The organism is Streptococcus sp. CL6.35, from assembly GCF_049737915.1.
GTDB lineage: Bacteria > Bacillota > Bacilli > Lactobacillales > Streptococcaceae > Streptococcus.
The window spans coordinates 1-20,266 of sequence record NZ_JBKOTU010000004.1; the positions used below are offsets into that span (position 1 = coordinate 1).

General features: G+C 40.8%; 20 protein-coding genes and 1 tRNA gene. 4 read left to right on the forward strand and 17 right to left on the reverse strand.

The annotated features are described in order from the left end of the window. The 8 genes from ACLNCP_RS05785 to ACLNCP_RS05820 all read right to left on the reverse strand — a co-directional run. Positions 1–549: LysM peptidoglycan-binding domain-containing protein (locus ACLNCP_RS05785; protein ID WP_424844169.1), on the reverse strand; the 549-nt coding region annotated here is incomplete at its 3' end. A 357-nt stretch (positions 550–906) separates the two neighbouring features. Then, positions 907–2,286 carry an ABC transporter permease subunit Vex3 gene (gene vex3, locus ACLNCP_RS05790; protein ID WP_424844170.1) on the reverse strand — a complete coding sequence of 460 codons (1,380 nt, stop codon included), beginning with the start codon at positions 2,284–2,286 and terminating at the stop codon, positions 907–909. A gap of 54 nt (positions 2,287–2,340) precedes the next feature. After that, entirely contained in the window at positions 2,341–2,988 is a 648-nt protein-coding gene (vex2, locus tag ACLNCP_RS05795; protein WP_424844171.1) for an ABC transporter ATP-binding subunit Vex2, read from the reverse strand. Between the two features lie 12 nt (positions 2,989–3,000). After that, positions 3,001–4,278 carry an ABC transporter permease gene (locus ACLNCP_RS05800; RefSeq protein WP_424844172.1) on the reverse strand — a complete coding sequence of 426 codons (1,278 nt, stop codon included), beginning with the start codon at positions 4,276–4,278 and terminating at the stop codon, positions 3,001–3,003. Between the two features lie 136 nt (positions 4,279–4,414). Next, a tRNA-Leu gene (locus ACLNCP_RS05805) sits at positions 4,415–4,500 on the reverse strand. Positions 4,501–4,580: 80 nt separating this feature from the next. Continuing rightward, a complete protein-coding gene (locus ACLNCP_RS05810; protein WP_004255720.1) occupies positions 4,581–5,156 on the reverse strand; it encodes a cysteine hydrolase family protein in 576 nt (191 codons plus the stop codon). Further along, positions 5,156–5,944 carry a GTP-sensing pleiotropic transcriptional regulator CodY gene (gene codY / locus ACLNCP_RS05815; protein ID WP_000940738.1) on the reverse strand — a complete coding sequence of 263 codons (789 nt, stop codon included), beginning with the start codon at positions 5,942–5,944 and terminating at the stop codon, positions 5,156–5,158. Before codY ends, ACLNCP_RS05810 begins: the two co-directional genes overlap by 1 nt. A gap of 178 nt (positions 5,945–6,122) precedes the next feature. Beyond that, positions 6,123–7,697: a DEAD/DEAH box helicase gene (locus ACLNCP_RS05820; RefSeq protein WP_424844173.1), complete on the reverse strand. Its 1,575-nt coding sequence runs from the start codon at positions 7,695–7,697 to the stop codon at positions 6,123–6,125. A gap of 329 nt (positions 7,698–8,026) precedes the next feature. On the opposite strand from ACLNCP_RS05820, the gene ACLNCP_RS05825 reads away from it, so the two are divergent. The 4 genes from ACLNCP_RS05825 (at position 8,027) to ACLNCP_RS05840 (ending at position 12,904) form a co-directional block, all read left to right on the forward strand. After that, a complete protein-coding gene (locus tag ACLNCP_RS05825; RefSeq protein WP_173876410.1) occupies positions 8,027–9,343 on the forward strand; it encodes an FAD-containing oxidoreductase in 1,317 nt (438 codons plus the stop codon). Positions 9,344–9,555: 212 nt separating this feature from the next. Beyond that, positions 9,556–10,899 (forward strand): lipid II isoglutaminyl synthase subunit MurT, encoded by a 1,344-nt coding sequence (gene murT, locus ACLNCP_RS05830; protein WP_424844174.1) that lies wholly within the window; start codon positions 9,556–9,558, stop codon positions 10,897–10,899. Further along, complete coding sequence (gatD, locus tag ACLNCP_RS05835) at positions 10,899–11,681, forward strand: lipid II isoglutaminyl synthase subunit GatD (protein ID WP_033684891.1); 783 nt, start codon at positions 10,899–10,901, stop codon at positions 11,679–11,681. The genes murT and gatD overlap by 1 nt, the downstream gene beginning before the upstream one ends. Before the next feature lie 140 nt (positions 11,682–11,821). Next, the gene (locus ACLNCP_RS05840) at positions 11,822–12,904 is read left to right on the forward strand and encodes a M24 family metallopeptidase (protein ID WP_424844175.1); all 1,083 of its coding nucleotides are present in this window, start codon (positions 11,822–11,824) and stop codon (positions 12,902–12,904) included. An 81-nt stretch (positions 12,905–12,985) separates the two neighbouring features. Here the strand turns inward: ACLNCP_RS05840 and ACLNCP_RS05845 are convergent. The 9 genes from ACLNCP_RS05845 to ACLNCP_RS05885 all read right to left on the reverse strand — a co-directional run bounded on the left by ACLNCP_RS05845 (position 12,986) and on the right by ACLNCP_RS05885 (position 20,244). Then, positions 12,986–14,334 (reverse strand): IS3 family transposase gene (locus tag ACLNCP_RS05845; RefSeq protein ID WP_120719025.1). Its coding sequence is split into 2 segments (ribosomal slippage): positions 12,986–13,893 and positions 13,893–14,334, totalling 1,350 coding nucleotides; the frame shifts between segments, so codons are not numbered across the junction. 112 nt (positions 14,335–14,446) lie between these two features. Continuing rightward, positions 14,447–14,908 (reverse strand): ECF transporter S component, encoded by a 462-nt coding sequence (locus tag ACLNCP_RS05850; protein WP_000814989.1) that lies wholly within the window; start codon positions 14,906–14,908, stop codon positions 14,447–14,449. Continuing rightward, positions 14,886–15,659 (reverse strand): bifunctional hydroxymethylpyrimidine kinase/phosphomethylpyrimidine kinase, encoded by a 774-nt coding sequence (locus ACLNCP_RS05855; protein ID WP_261150369.1) that lies wholly within the window; start codon positions 15,657–15,659, stop codon positions 14,886–14,888. The genes ACLNCP_RS05850 and ACLNCP_RS05855 overlap by 23 nt, the downstream gene beginning before the upstream one ends. Beyond that, positions 15,649–16,398 carry a tRNA pseudouridine(38-40) synthase TruA gene (gene truA / locus ACLNCP_RS05860; protein ID WP_023946244.1) on the reverse strand — a complete coding sequence of 250 codons (750 nt, stop codon included), beginning with the start codon at positions 16,396–16,398 and terminating at the stop codon, positions 15,649–15,651. Before truA ends, ACLNCP_RS05855 begins: the two co-directional genes overlap by 11 nt. Before the next feature lie 99 nt (positions 16,399–16,497). Then, positions 16,498–17,649 carry an MFS transporter gene (locus ACLNCP_RS05865; protein WP_424844176.1) on the reverse strand — a complete coding sequence of 384 codons (1,152 nt, stop codon included), beginning with the start codon at positions 17,647–17,649 and terminating at the stop codon, positions 16,498–16,500. 321 nt (positions 17,650–17,970) lie between these two features. Continuing rightward, positions 17,971–18,600, reverse strand: coding sequence for a Pr6Pr family membrane protein (locus ACLNCP_RS05870; protein WP_000033944.1), 630 nt, complete (start codon positions 18,598–18,600; stop codon positions 17,971–17,973). 2 nt (positions 18,601–18,602) lie between these two features. Beyond that, positions 18,603–18,941 (reverse strand): zinc ribbon domain-containing protein YjdM, encoded by a 339-nt coding sequence (locus ACLNCP_RS05875; RefSeq protein ID WP_020903640.1) that lies wholly within the window; start codon positions 18,939–18,941, stop codon positions 18,603–18,605. A 130-nt stretch (positions 18,942–19,071) separates the two neighbouring features. After that, entirely contained in the window at positions 19,072–19,743 is a 672-nt protein-coding gene (gene cmk, locus ACLNCP_RS05880) for a (d)CMP kinase (RefSeq protein WP_049551335.1), read from the reverse strand. 9 nt (positions 19,744–19,752) lie between these two features. Continuing rightward, positions 19,753–20,244, reverse strand: coding sequence for an SAG1386/EF1546 family surface-associated protein (locus ACLNCP_RS05885; RefSeq protein WP_023946238.1), 492 nt, complete (start codon positions 20,242–20,244; stop codon positions 19,753–19,755). Between the last annotated feature and the right edge of the window lie 22 nt (positions 20,245–20,266).

Below are 20,266 nucleotides of genomic sequence, written 5' to 3' on the forward strand. Positions count from 1 at the left end.
CGCTGGGGTTGCCGGCTCTTCAGCTTTCGGCGCTGGGGTTGATGGTGTTTCCACAACTACTGGTGTCGTTTGTTTAACAGTAGTAGTTTGCTCTCCAGTTACAGTATCTGTCTTTGTTTCAACTTCATAACTTTGACGGCTACCAGAATTATCAATCGACACTTGCTGTCTTTTTACTTCTGTATTTCCATCTTTTAGAAAAGCCTCTTCGCTAAAATACAATTGATTATTAGCAAAAATCAAATCTCTATTTGCAATACGATTTATCTCAACCAAACTATCAACAGATAGCCCTGTTGCTCCACTAATAGCACTCAGTGTATCTCCCCACTTGATTCTGTAGTGTGATAAATTGTTTATATTTTGAATATCAGCTTTTACTTCTGCAACTGTTCTGGCTACCCAGACACCATCTTGTTCATTAGCTGATACAGTTGGAGCTAAAAAGCCCAGACCTAGTAGAATCACACCTGTCGCAACAATTGCACCAGTTCTCAATTTTCTAAAACCACGGAGGGACAAGCTTCCTCTAACATTTGTTTGTCTCATAATGTTTATTTTTCCTCACTATTCTATATTTTCCAAAGTAAACCCTGCCTAGGTCTACTAGCCTATGTTTGCGATATGGATAGGCTTCTACAGATTTATCTATCTATTTTCAAGATAAGATTTCTATAGATTTTTATGCACAATTCCATATATAAGTTATGAAATTCCTTTCTAATAAATTCCATAGCTTTAGTATATCATATTTAAACACTAAAGTACAAAGAAAGCAACTGAAAGCAATGATTTTCACCACTGCTTTCAGCTCTATTTTGTATTGTTAAATAGCCATTCTCTATCCACAATTCTTGAATAGAAAAACAAGATGCTTTCTCTATTTCCAGAATCATTTTTTCAAACTTATTCACCATCCAGCAAGAGCTCTTTTGGTTGTTTTCTAAGGAGATTGCTTGAAGCAAGTGCCATAACGAGAACCACTAAAACCAAGGCCAGGACAAAGACGATAATAAAGTCTGATGTCTGAATAGAAATGTCTAGACTCGACAAGGTCTTACTAAAGCCATCTACTTCTGCACCACCACCAAGGTTAGAGGCTTGAGCAGCCTTGCTAGCCTGCTTAGCAACACCTGAAGTGACATTGGCAAGAACAGTGTTTCCGATTGCACGTGCTGTGTAGTTGGCTAAGAAGTATGCAGAAACAAGAGCAGGGATGGCAATCAAGATGGATTCAGTGATGAATTGACCCAAGATACTTGCCTGCTTGAGACCAATAGAGAGGAGAATACCCACTTCCTTGCGACGGGCATTGATCCAAAGGCTGAGTAAGAGGGCAAGGAGAAGAACTGAGAAACTCAAGCTACCCCAGAAGAGGAGATTGGCCATCTTGTACATACCAGAAATGGATTGCTCAAGAGCTGGGTAGTTAGATGAGCTCTTAACGAGTGTATAGCTCTTCCAGTTGATATCACTGATGCCATTCAACTCTTTCATAACATCATCCAAGTTCTTGTCCGCTGTTACAAAGAAGGTTGCGTCCCCATAAATAGCTGTGTCTTCTGTGTATCCATAAAGCTTTGCAGCAGTGTGAATGTCTGTGATAGCTGTATTTTCATAGAGTTCTTGTGAGTAGGTTACTGCTGACTTATTATGACCATCAAAGAGTCCCTTGATTGTCACTTCGACTGTTTCCTTGGCTCCTTTTTCATTGTCTGCATCGTAGATATTGGAGTCTAGTTTAACCTTATCCCCGACTTTCCAGCCGTGTTTGGCTGCCAAGTCCTTGTGCAGGAGGATCTTGTCCTTGTCGTCGTTTGTTAAGTGCTCACCTTCGACCAGCTTATAAGAACCAGAGACAAACTTGTCTTCTTTGGAGGAGTCATTGACACCTGTAATCATCAAGCTACTTCCAAAATGTTTGGCACGGTCAGGTGTCAGATTTTTCTTAGTATCTGGCGTTTCGATGAGTTCATAGCCAGTCAAATCTCCGATAGCGTTGATGCGTTTCACATAAGACTCAATGGCCTTATTTTCGGTTATTTTTTTGATATCTTCACCTTTAATATTCCCAGCACCACGTGGTGTTCCTTGATTGACGCGACGATTGATTTGCATGGAGAAGCTGTTGGTGATATTTTTAAAGGTCTCCTGAGAAGCCTTGGCAGTAGCTCCCTTGATTGACAAGCCAACCAAACTCAAGCTCGCCATGAGGAGAATAATCAGGAAGATGACGATCGATTTGAAAAACTTCCTTGTAACATAGGCAAATGCGTTGTGTAACATAGGTTCCCTTTCTAGATTTTATTCTTTCTTATAGTTCTAACAGAAAAGCTCATATTATTTACTAGTATTGCGAGTTTCAGTCAGTTTCTTATCCTTCAACTCAAGTGTAATATCTGACGCCTGTGCCACTTCTTTACTGTGGGTGACGACGATCACACATTTACCTATTTTCTGGGCAAGTGATTTGAGCAGTTCGACAATATCTCCAGCAGTTTTAGGGTCCAGATTTCCCGTTGGCTCATCCGCTAGAATCACTGGAGCTTCTGATACCAGACTACGAGCGATAGCAACACGTTGCTGTTGACCACCTGATAACTGGAGAACATTCCGCTTGATCTGACTTTCATCCAAACCAAGCTCAAGCAGTGTATCCTTGCTTGCCTTTTTGTTGACCAAGCGGATATTTTCCAGTGGAGAAAGATAATCTATCAAGTTATAATTTTGAAAGACCAGGGAAATATGGTGCATACGATGGTAGGAATAGCCCTTCTTACGAATATCCTCTCCTTGGAAAAGGATAGAACCTTCAACAGGACTATCTAGACCAGCCAGTAGGGACAAGAGAGTGGATTTTCCTGCTCCTGACTCCCCAATAATACTGTAAAATTTCCCGGGTTCAAAATGATAATTGATCTGATATAGGACTGCTTCAGCAGTGTTCTTATAACGGTAGGTGACATCTTGTAATTGTAATAAAGTCATGATTTCTCCTTCTTAACTAATAGATGATAAAATTTCTTTCGGTGATTTTCTAAATAAGAATAGGAAACAAAGAGCTACAGATAAGCAACTAAGCAGAACTAGAAAAACATAGGATTCTGCAAAAGATAAGATGCTGGTTGATAAACTGCTTGTTTTGGCTAGTGTATCTTGTAAGCTTGCCTGATCTCCACTTGCTAGTAGGGTTTGGAGCAGATAGGATGTAATGGCATTTCCAGCGATAAAGGATGGAAGCAAGGCACCGAGAGATACCAAAACTACCTCTAAACAGAATTGTAGGAAAATCGAGCTCTTGCCTTTTCCAAGTGCAAGTAAAATTCCCACTTCGTAGACCCTTTCTCTCAACCAGAGAGACAAAACAAGAATTAAGGCCCCTGCTCCTGCTATCAACATCCCATAAAGGAAGATGGTTAGGAAGGTTTGGAAGGTAGCAACCGAGTCTTTGATTTGTTCAAAAGCCTTATTTTCCTTCTCAACTTGGTAGCCTTGATTTTCCAAGGCCCAGTTTTCTACCTGCTTCATGAGTCCGTCCATTTCCTTAGGATTTTCTACATAGAAGCGTGCTGCACTGACTTGAGCTTCACTATTTCCTAAAAGAGTTTGACTACTTTCATAGTCTGTAAAGACTTGGTTTTCACTGAAGTCAGAAGACAAACCTGTAAATTTCTCTTGTTTTTTACCAGAGAAGATTCCGACGATTTCAAACTCGACAGTTTGTCCTTTGCCAGATTCTGACTGTCCAGCATCCAAGCTAATCTTGTCATGAAACGAAAGACCGTTCTTCTTGGCCAACTCTTCGTGGATAAGGATTTTCTTGGAATCTCCTTTTTGGAGGTGTCGACCTTCTTTTAGGTTGAAAGCCGAGCTAGTAAAGGTCACATCTTTGGATGAATCCTCAAGAGCCGTTAAGCTAACCAAGTTCTTGTCCGCAGCTGACAAGTCATCACGTTCTACGCTCTGCTCACCAGTCACTACTTCCTTGTCTTTCAGTTTTGCGACCGTCTCAAGTTCAGGAGAGACATTTTCCAGCCCCTTAATCTTGCTCACGGATGATAAGTCCGACAACTTAAAAGTCTGTCCATTTTCTATCTTCTTAATAGAAAAAGATGTGTTGAGCGATTTGTAAAGATTGGTTTCCACTGTTTTGTTGGACTTCATCAGAGTCAAACAGGCTGAAATTCCAGCCAATAGGACCAATAAAATCAGAAATAAAATAAAACTTCTCAGTCGTTTTCTACTGACATAAGCCCAAGCTCTTTGGATCGGATTCATTTGTCACCTCCATATTTGTAAGACTATTATAAAATCCAAATATGAAATGTTTATGAAATCCAAAAAAAGAGCAAAAATTTTTTGCTCTACGTAAATTAGATAAAAAAAGAGCTAGCCTCAGCTAACTCTTATCCTATGCGGAGAGAGGGACTTGAACCCTCACGACCTAAAGCGGTCACAGGATCCTTAGTCCTGCGCGTCTGCCAATTCCGCCATCCCCGCGTCGATTACTTTACTAGTATATCAACTTTTGGGATGCTTGTCAACACTTTTTTTCAATTTTTTTCATTTCATCAACCAAATTACTCAGAAAGTTCATTTAGATTTTCATCTACTAACTTAGCTCCAAGTGTGTTTTTGAAATGACCTAGGGCAAATTGATGATTTTCAGGCCAGATGGAAGCAACGGCTGGTTTAACAATCTCGATGTCATACCCTAGATTATAGGCATCTATAGCTGTATGCAGGACACAGATATCCGTCAAGACTCCTGTTAAGATAACTGTTGAAATTCTACGCTCTCTCAAGCGGATATCCAGGTCAGTCCCTGAAAATGCTGAGTAATGGCGTTTATCCATCCAAAAGACACGACTGTCTGAACCATGCTCTTGATAAAAGGTTCCCAAATCTCCGTATAAATTACGCCCACTAGTCCCAATCAAATTATGAGGAGGAAATAATTTACTTTCTGGATGGAAACAATCGTTTTCTTCATGAGCATCGATGGTAAAGAAGATGTAATCTCCTCTTTCAAAAGCCAACCGAGTCACCTTGCCAATGGCATCTGAAATTGCCTGAGCTGGAGCACCTGCTGTCAATTTTCCACTATCAGCCACAAAATCTTCTGTATAATCAATCGAAATCAAAGCCTTAGTCATTAGTAATCTCTTTTCTTCACTTCTTCAAAAATATCTGAAATCAAGACCTTAAGGTAGGTTCCCTTCATTCCAAGTGAGCGACTTTCAATAATCCCAGCAGACTCAAGTTTACGAAGAGCATTAACGATCACAGAACGGGTAATACCGATACGGTCTGCAATCACTGACGCAGTCAACTGTCCCTCATTTCCGTTTAACTCCCCTAAAATTGCTGAAACAGCACGGAGTTCTGAATAAGAAAGGGTATTGACCGCCATGGTAACAGCAGTACGGCGACGGATATTTTTCTCATCCTCTTCACGTTGGAAGTTGAGAAGCTGAATCCCAACAACGGTACTGGCAATCTCAACAAGGATCAAGTCCTCATCTTCGAATTTCTTATCATTGCGCCAAATAATCAAAGAACCTAAACGAATCCCTGACACATGAATCGGTGCAATAGTCGTCAAGCCATCAGGAAAGTCGGCACGACTTTCCACAGGGAAAATACTTAAATCATGATCAACTGTCAGATTGGCTTCTGTATCGTAAATCATGTTCGCACCTTGAATGTAGTCATCTGGGAAAATCTTAGTTTGGAAGAACTGTTCTACACGATCTGTATTAGTTTTGTAACGCATGAAATAACCAAGGAGACGTCCCTTGCTGTTAACAATACAAGCGTTACAATCAATAATGTCTGCTAATTGACGGGTAATCGCATTGTAGGGAAGTTCTTCCTGCAACTGCTCCTCTGAGCGCTTCAGGATAGAAGTAATTTTTCTAGTTTTTTCTAATAAATGTGCCATTTTTCACCTCGAATTTAATCGCTATCATTATAACATAAACAGCTTGAATTTTCAATTATTATCTGAAAATTGCTTATTTAATTGCAATTTAAAAAAACAAGAATATTTTTAATTAAATTGCTTCTTTTCCATTCGGTCTCCTTATATAAAAAAGCGATTCATTTTGAACCGCTTTTTCTTATTTATCGCCCTTGTTACGAATCACAAAGCCTGTTTTCTTTTCGCTTGAAGTATTGCGTGGTTTTTTATTATCCTTACGGTAACGTTTTTCCTTATCAAAACGATCGTTTCCACGACTTCCTTTCTTAAAATCATCACGGCGACCACCACGACGGTTGTCTCCACGGCGATTATCACGACGGTCATCTCCACGACGACCTCCCTTACCTTTACCACCGAAGCCATTACCTGATGGTTTAAATGGCAGTGGTTTTTCACGCGCAATCTCCACTTCTGGAAGGCTATCCGGATCTTGAACAGTCAGACTCAAGATATACATGGCCAATTCTTCTGGAGTAAATTCGGCAGCTAACTTACGAGCGTCCTTGCCAAATTTCTCAAAGTTGCCACGGATTGTTTCATCTGCAAAATCACGTTCGATTTTCTTTAGTGCAACCTGTTTCTTAGCTTGGAAGGCTTCTTCTGCACTTGCAGGTTTGAGACCTTTCATGCGCTTCTTAGTCAAGTTTTCAATAATTTGAAGGTAACCCATTTCGTTTGGAGCAACAAAGGTAATCGATTGACCTGATTTACCAGCACGACCTGTACGACCGATACGGTGAACATAACTTTCAGGATCTTGTGGAATATCGTAGTTATAGACATGGGTCACACCTGAAATATCCAAACCACGCGCTGCAACGTCTGTCGCAACCAAAACATCGAGATTGCCGTTTTTGAAATCACGAAGGACACGAAGACGTTTGTTTTGGTCTAGGTCTCCATGAATTCCTTCTGCACGGAAACCACGGATTTTAAGTCCACGAGTCAATTCATCCACACGACGTTTGGTACGACCAAATACGATAGCAAGCTCAGGTTGTTCCACATCCATAAGACGAGTCATAGTATCAAACTTTTCTTGTTCTTTAACTCGGATATAGTACTGGTCAACCAATTCTGTTGTCAATTCCTTGGCAGCAATCTTGACATGCTCAGGTTCTTTCATAAATTGAACACCGATACGTTTGATGGCATCTGGCATAGTTGCTGAGAAAAGTAAGGTTTGACGGCTTTCAGGGACACGGGAGATGATAGCTTCAATGTCTTCAAGGAAGCCCATGTTGAGCATTTCATCCGCTTCGTCAAGGATAAGAGTTTCAATATCTTGTAATTTCAAGGCCTTGCGTTTAATCAAGTCCAAAAGGCGACCAGGTGTTCCCACCACGATATGGGCACCAGATTTAAGAGCCTTAATTTGTTTTTCAATGCTTGATCCGCCATATACTGAACGGACTTTGACTCCCTTGCTACGACCAAAACGGAAGAGTTCTTCTTGACTTTGGACAGCAAGTTCACGTGTTGGAGCGATAACCAAGGCTTGGATGGTCGCTTCTTCTGTACGGATTTTTTCAAGGGTTGGCAAGCCAAAGGCTGCAGTTTTTCCTGTACCAGTCTGTGCTTGACCAATAACATCCTTACCTTTAAGTGCCAAAGGAATAGTTTGTTCTTGGATAGGACTGGCTTCTACAAAACCAGCTTTTTCAATCTCTGCTAGCAAATCAGCAGACAAGTTTAATTCATTAAATTTCACGTTATTCTTCTTTCTAAAGGTGGTGCGAAGCCACCCTATAGGGCTTAGTTTATACTTTTCTTTTTATGACGTATTTTCATATACTGGATACAAAATCGTGTTGCTTCTTTTCCACAAAAGAAAAGTACTGTTTTCTTTGCAACCTATCTAGTATAACACAAGAGAGAAGCAAAAGATAGCCCAATCCATCGATAATATCATGTAAACGATTTTTCTGAGAAAGTAAGGCTATAATTTCAACTATTTCATAAACTTTTTTAAAGCGTAGCAGAATTGTGCAAAAGTTTTTTTCTTGTGCTAGAATGAAAATCGAATAGGAGGAACTCTAAATGTTAACTTATGATTTAATCGTTATCGGATTTGGTAAAGCTGGTAAAACACTAGCTGGTAAATTGGCTTCAGCTGGCAAAAAAGTTGCCCTCGTTGAACGTAGCAAAGCTATGTACGGTGGAACTTGTATCAACATTGGTTGTATCCCAACTAAAACTTTGCTAGTTGCTGCTGAGAAAGACTTGCCTTTTGAAGAAGTCATTGCTACCAAAAACACTATCACTGGTCGCCTCAACGGTAAAAACTATGCGACTGTTGCTGGTACAGGCGTCGATATCTTTGATGCGGAAGCTCACTTCCTTTCAAATAAAGTCATCGAAATCCAAGCTGGTGATGAAAAGAAAGAACTGACTGCTGAAACAATCGTCATCAACACTGGTGCTGTTTCAAACGTCTTGCCAATTCCTGGACTTGCTACAAGCAAAAACGTTTTTGACTCAACAGGTATCCAAAACTTGGACAAATTGCCTGAAAACCTTGGAGTCCTTGGTGGTGGAAATATCGGTCTTGAATTTGCTGGTCTTTACAACAAACTTGGAAGCAAGGTCACAGTCCTAGATGCCTTGGATACTTTCCTTCCTCGTGCAGAACCTTCCATCGCAGCTCTTGCTAAACAATACATGGAAGAAGACGGTATTGAATTGCTTCAAAATATCCGTACTACTGAAATTAAAAATGACGGTGACCAAGTGCTTGTCGTAACTGAAAATGAAACTTACCGTTTCGACGCCCTTCTTTACGCAACTGGACGCAAACCAAATGTAGAACCACTTCAACTTGAAAATACAGATATTGAACTAACTGAACGTGGTGCTATTAAAGTAGACAAACATTGTCAAACAAACGTTCCTGGTGTCTTTGCAGTTGGAGATGTCAACGGTGGCCTTCAATTTACTTACATTTCACTTGATGACTTCCGTGTTGTATACAGCTACCTTGCTGGAGATGGTAGCTACACACTTGAAGACCGTCTCAATGTACCAAACACCATGTTTATCACACCTGCACTTTCACAAGTTGGTTTGACTGAAAGCCAAGCAGCTGATTTGAAACTTCCATACGCCGTTAAGGAAATCCCTGTTGCAGCAATGCCTCGTGGTCACGTAAATGGAGACCTTCGCGGGGCTTTCAAAGCTGTGGTTAATACTGAAACAAAAGAAATTCTTGGAGCAAGCATCTTCTCAGAAGGTTCTCAAGAAATCATCAACATCATCACTGTTGCTATGGACAACAAGATTCCTTACACTTACTTCACAAAACAAATCTTCACTCACCCAACCTTGGCTGAGAACTTGAATGACTTGTTTGCGATTTAAGTTGAGATTTAATCGTATCGAACAGCCCTCTAAGGGCTGTTTTCATTTCTGCGAAATCTCATACTCTTCGAAAATCTCTTCAAACCACGTCAGCTTTATCTGCAACCTCAAAGCGGTGCTTTGAGCAACCTGCGGCTAGCTTCCTAGTTTGCTCTTTGATTTTCATTGAGTATCAAATCTGTCTTTTCCCTCTTTTATGATATAATAGAAACATGAAATTTAAAACTACTTTGGGCCTCCTTGCTGGGCGTTCTTCTCACTTCATCTTGAGCCGTCTTGGTCGTGGAAGTACCCTCCCAGGAAAACTTGCCCTTCAATTTGATAAAGATATTTTACAAAATCTAGCTAAGAACTACGAGATTGTCGTGGTCACTGGAACCAATGGAAAAACCTTAACAACTGCCCTCACTGTCGGCATTTTAAAAGAGGTCTATGGTCAGGTTCTAACCAATCCTAGTGGCGCCAACATGATCACAGGGATTACGACAACCTTCTTGACTGCCAAATCCTCTAAAACTGGAAAAAACATTGCTGTTTTAGAAATTGACGAAGCCAGTCTTTCTCGTATCTGTGACTATATCCATCCTAGCCTTTTTGTCATTACTAACATTTTCCGTGACCAAATGGACCGCTATGGTGAAATTTACACAACTTACAAGATGATTTTGGATGCCATTCGTAAGGTGCCTACGGCTACTGTTCTCCTTAATGGAGACAGTCCACTTTTCTACAAGCCAGCTATTCCAAATCCTGTACAGTATTTTGGTTTTGACTTAGAAAAAGGACCCGCTCGAGAAGCTCACTACAATACAGAAGGAATTCTCTGTCCTGACTGCCAAGGCATCCTCAAATATGAGCACAATACCTATGCCAACTTGGGGGCCTATATCTGTGAAAATTGTGGCTGCAAACGTCCTGATCTCAACTATCGCTTGACAGAACTGGTTGAGTTAACCAACAATCGCTCTCGCTTTGTCATTGACGGACAAGAATACGGTATTCAAATCGGTGGTCTCTACAATATCTACAACGCCCTAGCAGCGGTTGCTATCGCCCGTTTCCTTGGTGCAGATTCACAACTAATCAAGCAAGGATTTGATAAGAGCCGTGCAGTCTTTGGACGCCAAGAAACCTTCCATATCGGTGACAAGGAATGCACCCTCGTCTTGATTAAAAATCCAGTCGGTGCGACCCAAGCTATCGAGATGATTAAACTAGCTCCTTATCCATTTAGCCTATCTGTCCTCCTTAATGCCAACTATGCAGATGGAATTGATACCAGCTGGATTTGGGATGCTGATTTTGAACAAATCACTGAGATGGATATTCCAGAAATTAACGCTGGCGGTGTTCGCCATTCTGAAATCGCACGTCGTCTACGAGTAACTGGCTATCCAGCTGATAAAATTACTGAAACAAGTAGTCTGGAGCAAGTTCTTAAGACCATTGAGAACCAAGACTGCAAGCATGCTTATATTCTAGCTACCTATACTGCTATGCTTGAATTCCGCGAACTGCTGGCTAGTCGTCAGATTGTTAGAAAGGAGATGAACTAATGGTTTATACTTCACTTTCCTCAAAAGCTGGCAATTACCCCTATCAGCTCAACATTGCCCACCTCTATGGAAACCTCATGAATACCTACGGGGACAATGGAAACATACTCATGCTCAAGTATGTGGCTGAAAAGCTGGGAGCCCATGTGACCGTTGACATCGTTTCTCTCCATGATGACTTTGATGAAAATCACTACGACATCGCCTTTTTCGGTGGCGGTCAAGACTTTGAACAAAGTATTATTGCAGACGACCTACCTGCTAAAAAAGAGAGCATTGACAACTACATCCAAAACGACGGTGTGGTTCTGGCTATCTGTGGTGGTTTCCAACTATTGGGCCAATATTATGTTGAAGCTTCAGGGAGACGCATCGAAGGACTAGGGGTCATGGGACATTATACCCTCAACCAGACCAATAACCGTTTTATCGGTGACATCAAGATTCACAATGAAGATTTCGATGAAACATACTATGGTTTTGAAAATCATCAGGGTCGTACCTTCCTCTCTGACGACCAAAAACCGCTGGGACAGGTTGTCTATGGAAATGGAAACAACGAAGAAAAGGTCGGCGAAGGGGTTCATTATAAGAATGTCTTTGGTTCTTACTTCCACGGGCCTATCCTCTCTCGTAATGCAAATCTTGCTTATCGCCTAGTCACTACTGCCCTCAAGAAGAAATACGGTCAGGATATCCAACTTCCTGCCTATGAGGACATCCTCAGTCAAGAAATCGCTGAAGAATACAGCGACGTCAAAAGCAAGGCTGACTTTTCTTAAACCAAGGAAAACCATATCAAAGAACTCTGCTATCTTACCGGAGTTCTTTTTGTCTTTTCTTTTTGTCTTTTCTTTTACCCTTCTCCCTTGCATTTTCTCTCTTTTTTTGCCAAAATAGAGGAGTAGAAAGAAGGTAGCATATGTCTAAATTACAACAAATCGTAACATATCTTGAATCAGAAAAACTAGACGTCGCTGTCGTATCTGACCCCGTCACAATCAATTACCTCACTGGCTTTTACAGTGATCCCCATGAACGCCAAATGTTCCTTTTTATCCTAGCGGATCAGGAACCGCTCCTCTTTGTCCCAGCCCTTGAAGTTGAGCGTGCAAGCAGCACTGTTTCCTTCCCAGTTGTGGGCTATGTGGATTCTGAAAATCCATGGCAAAAAATGAAACATGCTCTTCCACAACTTGACTTCAAACGTGTCGCTGTTGAGTTTGACAATCTCATCTTGACCAAATACCATGGTTTAAAAACTGTCTTTGAAACAGCTGAGTTTGAAAACCTCACACCTCGTATCCAACGCATGCGCCTCATCAAATCAGCTGACGAAGTGCAAAAAATGATGGTTGCAGGTCTCTATGCTGACAAGGCTGTTAATGTTGGTTTTGATAATATTTCTCTTGATAAGACAGAGACAGATATCATCGCCCAAATTGACTTTGCCATGAAGCGTGAAGGTTATGAAATGAGTTTTGATACCATGGTCTTAACTGGTGATAATGCTGCAAATCCACACGGCATTCCAGCAGCTAATAAGGTTGAAAATGATGCTCTTCTCCTCTTTGACCTCGGTGTTCTGGTCAACGGCTATGCTTCAGATATGACTCGTACAGTCGCAGTCGGCAAACCTGACCAATTCAAGAAAGACATTTATAACTTGACTCTTGAAGCTCAACAAGCTGCTCTTGACTTTATCAAACCAGGTGTGACTGCTCATGAAGTAGACCGCGCTGCCCGTGAAGTCATCGAAAAAGCTGGTTACGGTGAGTTCTTCAACCACCGTCTTGGTCACGGTATCGGTATGGATGTCCACGAATTCCCATCTATCATGGAAGGAAACGACTTGATCATCGAAGAAGGCATGTGCTTCTCTGTTGAACCAGGTATCTATATCCCTGGTAAAGTCGGTGTTCGTATTGAAGACTGCGGTGTTGTTACCAAGGATGGCTTTGACCTCTTTACAAGCACCAGCAAAGACTTGCTTTATTTTGATTAATATTCTTCGAAAATCTTCCCACAATAAAACGCATAGTATCAAGGTTTTTCTGTACTGACCCCAAAAAGTTAGACAATTAATTTATCCAAAGGATTTAGTTCTGTATTGTACAGGACTGAGTCCTTTTAGTTTTACCTTAATTCGTTTATTGTTGTAGTAATCAATATAGTCAACAATGGCTTGTTCCAATTGATTAAGTGATTTAAAGGTTTTCTCATAACCATAAAACATCTCCGATTTCAGAATGCCAAAGAAAGATTCCATCATACCGTTGTCTGGACTGTTACCTTTACGTGACATGGATGCTTGAATTCCCTTACTCTCTAGGAACTGATGATAAAAATCGTGTTGATATTGCCAACCTTGGTCACTATGGAGAATTGTATTTTCGTAGTGCTTCTCTGTGAATGCCTGTTCCAACATTGTTTTTACTTGTTCTAAGTTGGGTGAAGTTGAAAGATTATAGGCGATAATTTCACTATTAAAGCCATCTAAAACTGGTGATAAGTAAAGCTTTTGAGCACTTGCTGGAATGGAAAATTCTGTCACGTCTGTGTAGCACTTTTCTATTGGTTTGGCTGCTTCAAATTGGCGTTGAATGAGGTTATCTGCTTTCTTGCCAACGTCTCCTTTATGAGAAGAATATTTTCGTTTCTGTCGCATTTTAGCTTGTAAATTGAGTACTTTCATCAAGCGTTGAACTCTTTTCTGATTTACCAGATAACCACGATTTCTTAGTTCTAAATGAACCCGACGATAACCATAATTTCCCTTGTGTTCGATAAAAATGGATTGAATTTCAGCTTTAAGTTCTTGGTCCTTATCTGGTTTATCTAGCTGTTTCAAGTGATAGTAGTAGGTTGAACGAGCTAGTTTAATGGCTTTTAGAAGAATATCTAACGAAAACTCAGTCATTAATTCTTGAACAATTTCTGTCTTTCTTCTTTCTCTTTTTCCTCCTTCAATCGGAGTTCTCTTAACTTTTTTAGGACGGCATTCTCCGCTCTCAGATACTCATTTTCTGCTTGAAGACGTTCTAATTCTGTCCTCTCTTCAGGTCTCGTTTTTGGCTTACGTCCCATTTTAGGTGCTCTCCCTCTTGTTTTCTCAACAATAGTATACCCGTTTTTCTTGTATTGTGCTAGCCAATTAAGAAGTATCGTACGACTCGGGAGGCCGTATTCAAGAGAAACTCTATCTTTAGTCCAGCATTCATGTAAGACTTTATGAATCATTTCTTGTTTTAAATCAGGAGAATAGTAACGATTTTTTCCTTTTTTGACGAACTCTATTCCGTAACGATCAATCAATTTAATCATGTACCTAATATTAGAATTGTTTATCCCAAATTTATTTGAAAGCTTCTCTATGCTATATCCTTGTTTTCTAAGTTCATAGATTTGAACTTTATCATCATAAGTTAATTTCATAATAAAAACACCCCAAAAGTTAGATTTTTTCTGTCTAACTTTTGGGGTGCAGTTCATTCAACACCTGATACTATGCGTTTTTCTTATTTGAAAGACTTTTGACTCAGCCTCATTACTTAATCTTCTTGATACTTTGACTAAGGATAAATCCTACAATCATCCCTACCATATTTTGCATGAAATTTGGTAAAATTTCTGGTAGAGCTGCAGCCCAGCCATTCATCAATGTAGAGCCCAAGGCGTAACCCCCTACCATGGCAATCGTTGCTAAGATAAGGCCTAACCACTGAGTTTTTCCTTTAAATCCTGCGAAAAATCCCTGCAAGCCATGGTTGACCAAGCTAAAGAACATCCACTGAGGATAGCCTGATAAGAGGTCAATCAAGAAACCTGCTAGTCCTCCTACTACAGCCCCTTCACGACTACCAAAGTAGAAGGCCGTAAAGAAGACACCCGCATCTAAAAGAGTTAAAATGCCTGTCGGTGTTGGAATTTTTAAGAAATAACCTAGAACCACAGAGAGGGCGGTTAAGAGGGATACAAGGGCGATTTTAGTTGTTTTGGTTTGCTTCATATTGTCTTACTCCATACTGATCTGCTTGTGCAATAGAACGATAAACGAAATCCTTAGAGCTTTCTAGTGCTGGTAAAAGTTCATCACCTTTAACCAAGTGACTGGCAATGCTAGAGGCAAAGGTACAACCTGCACCAGCATTTTGCCCTTGAATGACAGGATTTTCTAGGACTGTAAAGTTTTGTCCATCATAAAAGACATCTACAGCCTTGTCCTGACTAAGGCGATTGCCTCCCTTGATAATGACTGCTGGCGCTCCTAATTCATGCAATTTCTGCGCTGCAGCTTTCATGTCTTCCAAGGTTTTGATTTCCTGACCAGTCAATAATTCTGCTTCAGGAAGATTAGGCGTAATCACACTGACATAAGGGAAAAAGCGAATCAACTCTTGACAGAGTTCACTTACAGCTACGTCGTGTGTTTCCTTGCAGACCAAGACAGGGTCCAGAACCACAGGCACTCCTGGGCATTGCTTGATAAAGTCCAAGGCCTTCTCAGCCACACTGACAGTTGGTAGAAGACCAATCTTAATCCCCCCAAACTCCACATCACGCAAGCTATCTAATTCATGTTGAAAAATGGTATCGTCAGTTGGAAAGACTTCAAAGCCCTTTTCCGTCAAGGCTGTCAAACAAGTCACTGCTACAAAGCCATGCAAGCCGTTCAAGGTATAAGTAGCCAAATCAGCTGACAAACCACCACCACTAAAAATATCATTTCCAGAAAGTGCTAAAATACGATTATTCTTCATAACGAATCTCCTTTAAATATAAACCATTTGGTGCTGCAGTGGGACCTGCAAGCTGCCTGTCCTTTTTCTCCAAGATGAGGTCAATCTGCTCTACTGGCATGCGGTTATTGCCGATTTTAAGCAGTGTCCCCACCATATTACGAATCTGCTTATACAAGAAACCATTTCCTGAAAAGGTAAAGGTCAAAAACTGGCCTGTCTCATCAACCCTAAGACTAGCTTCTGTGATGGTGCGAACCTTATCCTCTACACTAGTCCCAGAGGCTGTAAAGCCGGTGAAATCATGAGTGCCTTCTAATTTTTTGATAGCCTCCCGCATCCGTTCCACATCAAGCGGATAAGGAAAGTGGGTGGCATAGTGACGGCGCATCGGATTTTTGGGACGGCCCCTATCCACGATAAACTCATAGGTCTTACTGTGCTTAGCATAACGGCAATGAAAATCATCCGCCACAAGCTCAATCGAAATCACATCAATATCTTCAGGGGACTGAGTGTCTAGAGCAAAACGGAGCTTCTCCTCATCCATTTGATAAGGCAGGTTAAAATGAATAACCTGTCCCAGGGCATGAACCCCACTATCTGTCCTACCAGCACCGTGAACAGTAATGGCTTGCCCTTTATTTAACTTGGTCAAGGTTTTTTCAATTTCTTCCTGAACACTACGCGCATGAGGCTGGCGCTGAAAACCAGCAAAGGCGTAACCATCATAGGAAATAGTTGCTTTATATCTTGTCATAACTTCTATTTTATCAAGAAATTAGTCTGTAAACAAGGCCCTAAATCAAATAGTGTCTGGGTACAAAAATCCAAAAAAGAAAAACTTAGGAAACCAATCCTAAGCTCTCTTTTGAAGTAGGTACATGACAAAGATAGAGGTTACAATCAACCATGAGCCTAAAATGGCAAAGACCAACATGCCATTGTGAGTTAGTAACCCAATTGCACCTAGAACAAATGGGGTCGTAAAGGCTCCGAAACTACAGCCTAATACAGCAAATGAAGTCGCTTGATTGAGGAGTTTAGCTGGAATTCGTTCAGAGACCAGTTGAAAGACCGTCGTCAAGGCTACACTATAGGCAAAACCAGCCAGAATACTCCCTGCCACTACCACCCACAAGGATGGAGACAAGGCAATCACAATTTGCCCTAAGCCAAAGGTAATACCTGACCAGAGGAGCAATTTCTCTTTAAAGATAGAAATCAAGAAAGAAAAACTCACACCAGCCACAATCCCGATTAACTGCATGACACTAAGAACAAAACTAGATAACTGGGCATCTCCAAGTCCTCTTTCCACCATCAAACTTGGAATACGGATGGTAATAGCTGTATTGGTACAAACTACAACTGCCGCTTCGATAGCTAGGATAAAAATCAAGCCTTTCATTTCTTGAGTTAAGCGACTTGCTTCCTTCGTTTTTTTCTTGACTTCTTTCTTTTCTTTTCCATAAGGTACAAAGAGCAGATAAAGGGTCAGAACTAAAAATCCAGCACTATAAGCTAAGAAAGTAGCTGTCCAACCAAAGGCCAACAATTGGCCGACTGCCAAGGTAATGAGAGAAGCCCCAACGACCTCTGCAGAACCGCGTAGCCCTAACATCTGAATTCGCGTTTTTCCTTGATAGCGTTCACTGATAATAGAAATGGCCTTGGCATTGATCATCCCAACACCTAAACCAAAAAGAATCCGTGTTCCAAAGACAAAAGGATAGGCTTGATACCAAAAGGGTGCTGTTCCACTTAGTGATAAAATCAGCAATCCCAAACTGATCTGTAAGCGCTCAGGAAATATTTTTTCTAAGAAACCATTTAGTAATAACATAATCATGATTCCAAAGGAGGGCAAGCTCGCCAAGAGCTCAATTTGTTCCTTAGGATAACCTTGATAATAGTCAAACATAGCTGGCAGGGCACTCGAGATGGAAAAGGATGCAATCAAAACGAGGGAGAGAGCCAAAATACTGGCCCGTTCTAAAAATTGTTTCATGAAATCTCTTTCTATATTTCTCTTAATCTTCTACTTTTTTGATAGTTATCAAACAAGCAAGAAAAGAAGAAGCCTCTTTAGTGTATAGACTCCTTCTTAAACCCGAAAATGAATCCCTTGTATCTTATACTCAATGAAAATCAAAGAGCAAACTAGGAAGCTAGCCGCAGGTTGCTCAAAGCACTGCTTTGAGGTTGTAGATAGAACTGACGAAGTCAGCTCAAAACATGGTTTTGAGGTTGTAGATGAAACTGACGAAGTCAGTAACTATATATACGGCAAGGCGAAACTGACGTGGTTTGAAGAGATTCTCGAAGAGTATTAGGATGACTTTCTCTTGATTTGCTTGATAAAGTAGAAGATAAATCCTGCCACCATATAGGCAACAAAGATAATCAGACACCACTTAAACACGACATCCCAACCCTTGTTTACATTCAAAAAGAAGTAAGGGAAGGGACTGACCTTAGAATTAGGAACATCAAGTTTCAGTACCAAGCCATTAAAAAGAGCAAAAATCATATACAGCAAGGGTAAAATCGTCCACACAACTGGATCCCAAATCTTGTATTGACCCTGTTTGTCAAAAAAGAGGGTATCCGCTAAAAACCAAAGGGGAACGATATAGTGGCAAAGGAAATTTTCCAGAGTATAGAAATTAGTCGCAATGGGCGCTAAGAGGAAATGGTAAATCACACAGGTAATCATGATACTCATGGTAACCCCACCTTTTAAGCGCAAGAGACTTGGTCTTTGCCAGTTTTCACCTAAACGGCTCATAACCTTTAGGAGATAGAGCGTAAAAATCGCTACTAAAAGATTTGACAAAACCGTATAATAGAGAAGCATCCCAAATCCACCATGCTTGGCGATTTCAAGATAAACTCCCGTAAAAGCCGCTAGAAACAAGAAGATACGGCTATAAAATACTAGTTTATAGTGCTTTGACATGCTTAAATTTTCTTCACAAACTCTGATTTGAGTTTCATGGCACCAAAGCCATCGATTTTACAGTCGATATTGTGGTCGCCTTCTACGATGCGAATATTTTTCACACGCGTTCCTTGTTTCAAATCTTTTGGCGCACCTTTTACTTTCAAGTCCTTGATGAGGGTTACTGTATCACCGTCAGCCAATTTATTCCCGTTGGCATCGATAGCGACAAGACCTTCTTCTACTTCTGCAACTTCAGCAGGATTCCACTCATGAGCGCACTCTGGGCAAACCAGTAGGGCACCGTCTTCGTAGACATACTCTGAGTTACATTGTGGGCAATTTGGTAGGTTGTTCATGGTTTCTCCTTATCATCATTCACTATTCTTTGAAAATCAAAATTTCTCGAACAGCAACTATTATACCTTAAAATTAGTATTTTGACAAATTTAGAAAAAAACCGATATCAATCTATCGGCTTTTCTACATTTACATTCTTTTTTCAGCTTCTGCTTTGATTTTTTCAACTACTTCTTGAATGTTCAAACCAGTTGTGTCAAGGTAGACAGCATCCTCTGCTTGTTTGAGAGGTGAAGTCTCACGATGGCTATCCTTGTAGTCACGCGCAGCAATCTCCTCTTTTAAAGTTTCAAGATCTGTTTCAATTCCCTTGGCAATATTTTCCTTGTAACGACGCTCTGCTCTTTCATCAACAGAGGCTACTAGGAAAATTTTCAATTCTGCTTGTGGCAATACAACAGTCCCGATATCGCGACCGTCCATGACAATCCCACCTTGCTGGGCAATCTCTTGTTGGAGGGAAACTAGTTTCTCACGAACCTCAGGAATTGCTGCAATAGCAGAAACATGATTCGTCACTTCATTTTCACGGATAGGATGAGTAATATCCACATCTCCTACAAAAACAAGCTGTTCCCCAGTTTCTGAGCGTCCAAAACTGATTGGATGCTGGTCTAACAAGGTTAGAAGTGCTTCAACTTCTTCTACTCCTAACTGGTTTTTAAGAGCCATATAAGTCGCTGCACGATACATGGCACCTGTATCGAGGTAGGTATAACCAAAATCCTTGGCAATAATCTTTGCGACCGTACTCTTACCACTGGAAGCTGGACCATCGATAGCAATTTGAATCGTCTTCATTTATGACTCCTATCTAGTCTTAATCACATCTCCAGGATTTGCAAACCAAGATCCTGTAGCCATATGCCCAGGATTCAATGCTTCTAATTGAGCAATTGAAATACCTGCACGAGCGGCAATGGCTGCTTCTCCTTCTCCAGCCATAACTTTTGTAGTTCCTTCTGGATCATTTGGATGTTCTGAGCTACTAGATGACTCTTCTACCTTCTCCTCTGAACTAGAAGATGCCTGCTCTGAACTACTACTAGAAGTAGAAGAAACTTGCTCTACTTTTGTATCTGAATCGTGAAAATCTTTCAAGGCTGCTGTGCGATTACTCCCACCTGACGAAAGATAGATCAGAACAATAATCATCACGACTACAATCACAAAGAAAATACTTGCTAAAATAGTCAAGATACGATTAGCCAGCACTCCTCCACCTTGTTCTCTCTTACGACGTTCTGATCTTGTTTCTTCCTGATTCTCATAAATATCTTCTTGCCACGGTTCTTTTGCCATACCTTACTCCTTGTTTTTTTTT

What these genes read in the sequence shown, in the direction of transcription:
- truA (WP_023946244.1), bottom strand. Translation starts at nt 16,398, where the DNA reads ATGACAAGATATAAAGCAACTATTTCCTATGATGGTTACGCCTTTGCT.
- ACLNCP_RS05840 (WP_424844175.1), top strand. Translation starts at nt 11,822, where the DNA reads ATGTCTAAATTACAACAAATCGTAACATATCTTGAATCAGAAAAACTA.
- murT (WP_424844174.1), top strand. Translation starts at nt 9,556, where the DNA reads ATGAAATTTAAAACTACTTTGGGCCTCCTTGCTGGGCGTTCTTCTCAC.
- ACLNCP_RS05825 (WP_173876410.1), top strand. Translation starts at nt 8,027, where the DNA reads ATGTTAACTTATGATTTAATCGTTATCGGATTTGGTAAAGCTGGTAAA.
- ACLNCP_RS05885 (WP_023946238.1), bottom strand. Translation starts at nt 20,244, where the DNA reads ATGGCAAAAGAACCGTGGCAAGAAGATATTTATGAGAATCAGGAAGAA.
- codY (WP_000940738.1), bottom strand. Translation starts at nt 5,944, where the DNA reads ATGGCACATTTATTAGAAAAAACTAGAAAAATTACTTCTATCCTGAAG.
- ACLNCP_RS05870 (WP_000033944.1), bottom strand. Translation starts at nt 18,600, where the DNA reads ATGTCAAAGCACTATAAACTAGTATTTTATAGCCGTATCTTCTTGTTT.
- gatD (WP_033684891.1), top strand. Translation starts at nt 10,899, where the DNA reads ATGGTTTATACTTCACTTTCCTCAAAAGCTGGCAATTACCCCTATCAG.
- ACLNCP_RS05855 (WP_261150369.1), bottom strand. Translation starts at nt 15,659, where the DNA reads ATGAAGAATAATCGTATTTTAGCACTTTCTGGAAATGATATTTTTAGT.
- ACLNCP_RS05865 (WP_424844176.1), bottom strand. Translation starts at nt 17,649, where the DNA reads ATGAAACAATTTTTAGAACGGGCCAGTATTTTGGCTCTCTCCCTCGTT.
- vex2 (WP_424844171.1), bottom strand. Translation starts at nt 2,988, where the DNA reads ATGACTTTATTACAATTACAAGATGTCACCTACCGTTATAAGAACACT.
- ACLNCP_RS05810 (WP_004255720.1), bottom strand. Translation starts at nt 5,156, where the DNA reads ATGACTAAGGCTTTGATTTCGATTGATTATACAGAAGATTTTGTGGCT.
- cmk (WP_049551335.1), bottom strand. Translation starts at nt 19,743, where the DNA reads ATGAAGACGATTCAAATTGCTATCGATGGTCCAGCTTCCAGTGGTAAG.
- ACLNCP_RS05875 (WP_020903640.1), bottom strand. Translation starts at nt 18,941, where the DNA reads ATGAACAACCTACCAAATTGCCCACAATGTAACTCAGAGTATGTCTAC.
- ACLNCP_RS05800 (WP_424844172.1), bottom strand. Translation starts at nt 4,278, where the DNA reads ATGAATCCGATCCAAAGAGCTTGGGCTTATGTCAGTAGAAAACGACTG.
- vex3 (WP_424844170.1), bottom strand. Translation starts at nt 2,286, where the DNA reads ATGTTACACAACGCATTTGCCTATGTTACAAGGAAGTTTTTCAAATCG.
- ACLNCP_RS05850 (WP_000814989.1), bottom strand. Translation starts at nt 14,908, where the DNA reads ATGAAGCAAACCAAAACAACTAAAATCGCCCTTGTATCCCTCTTAACC.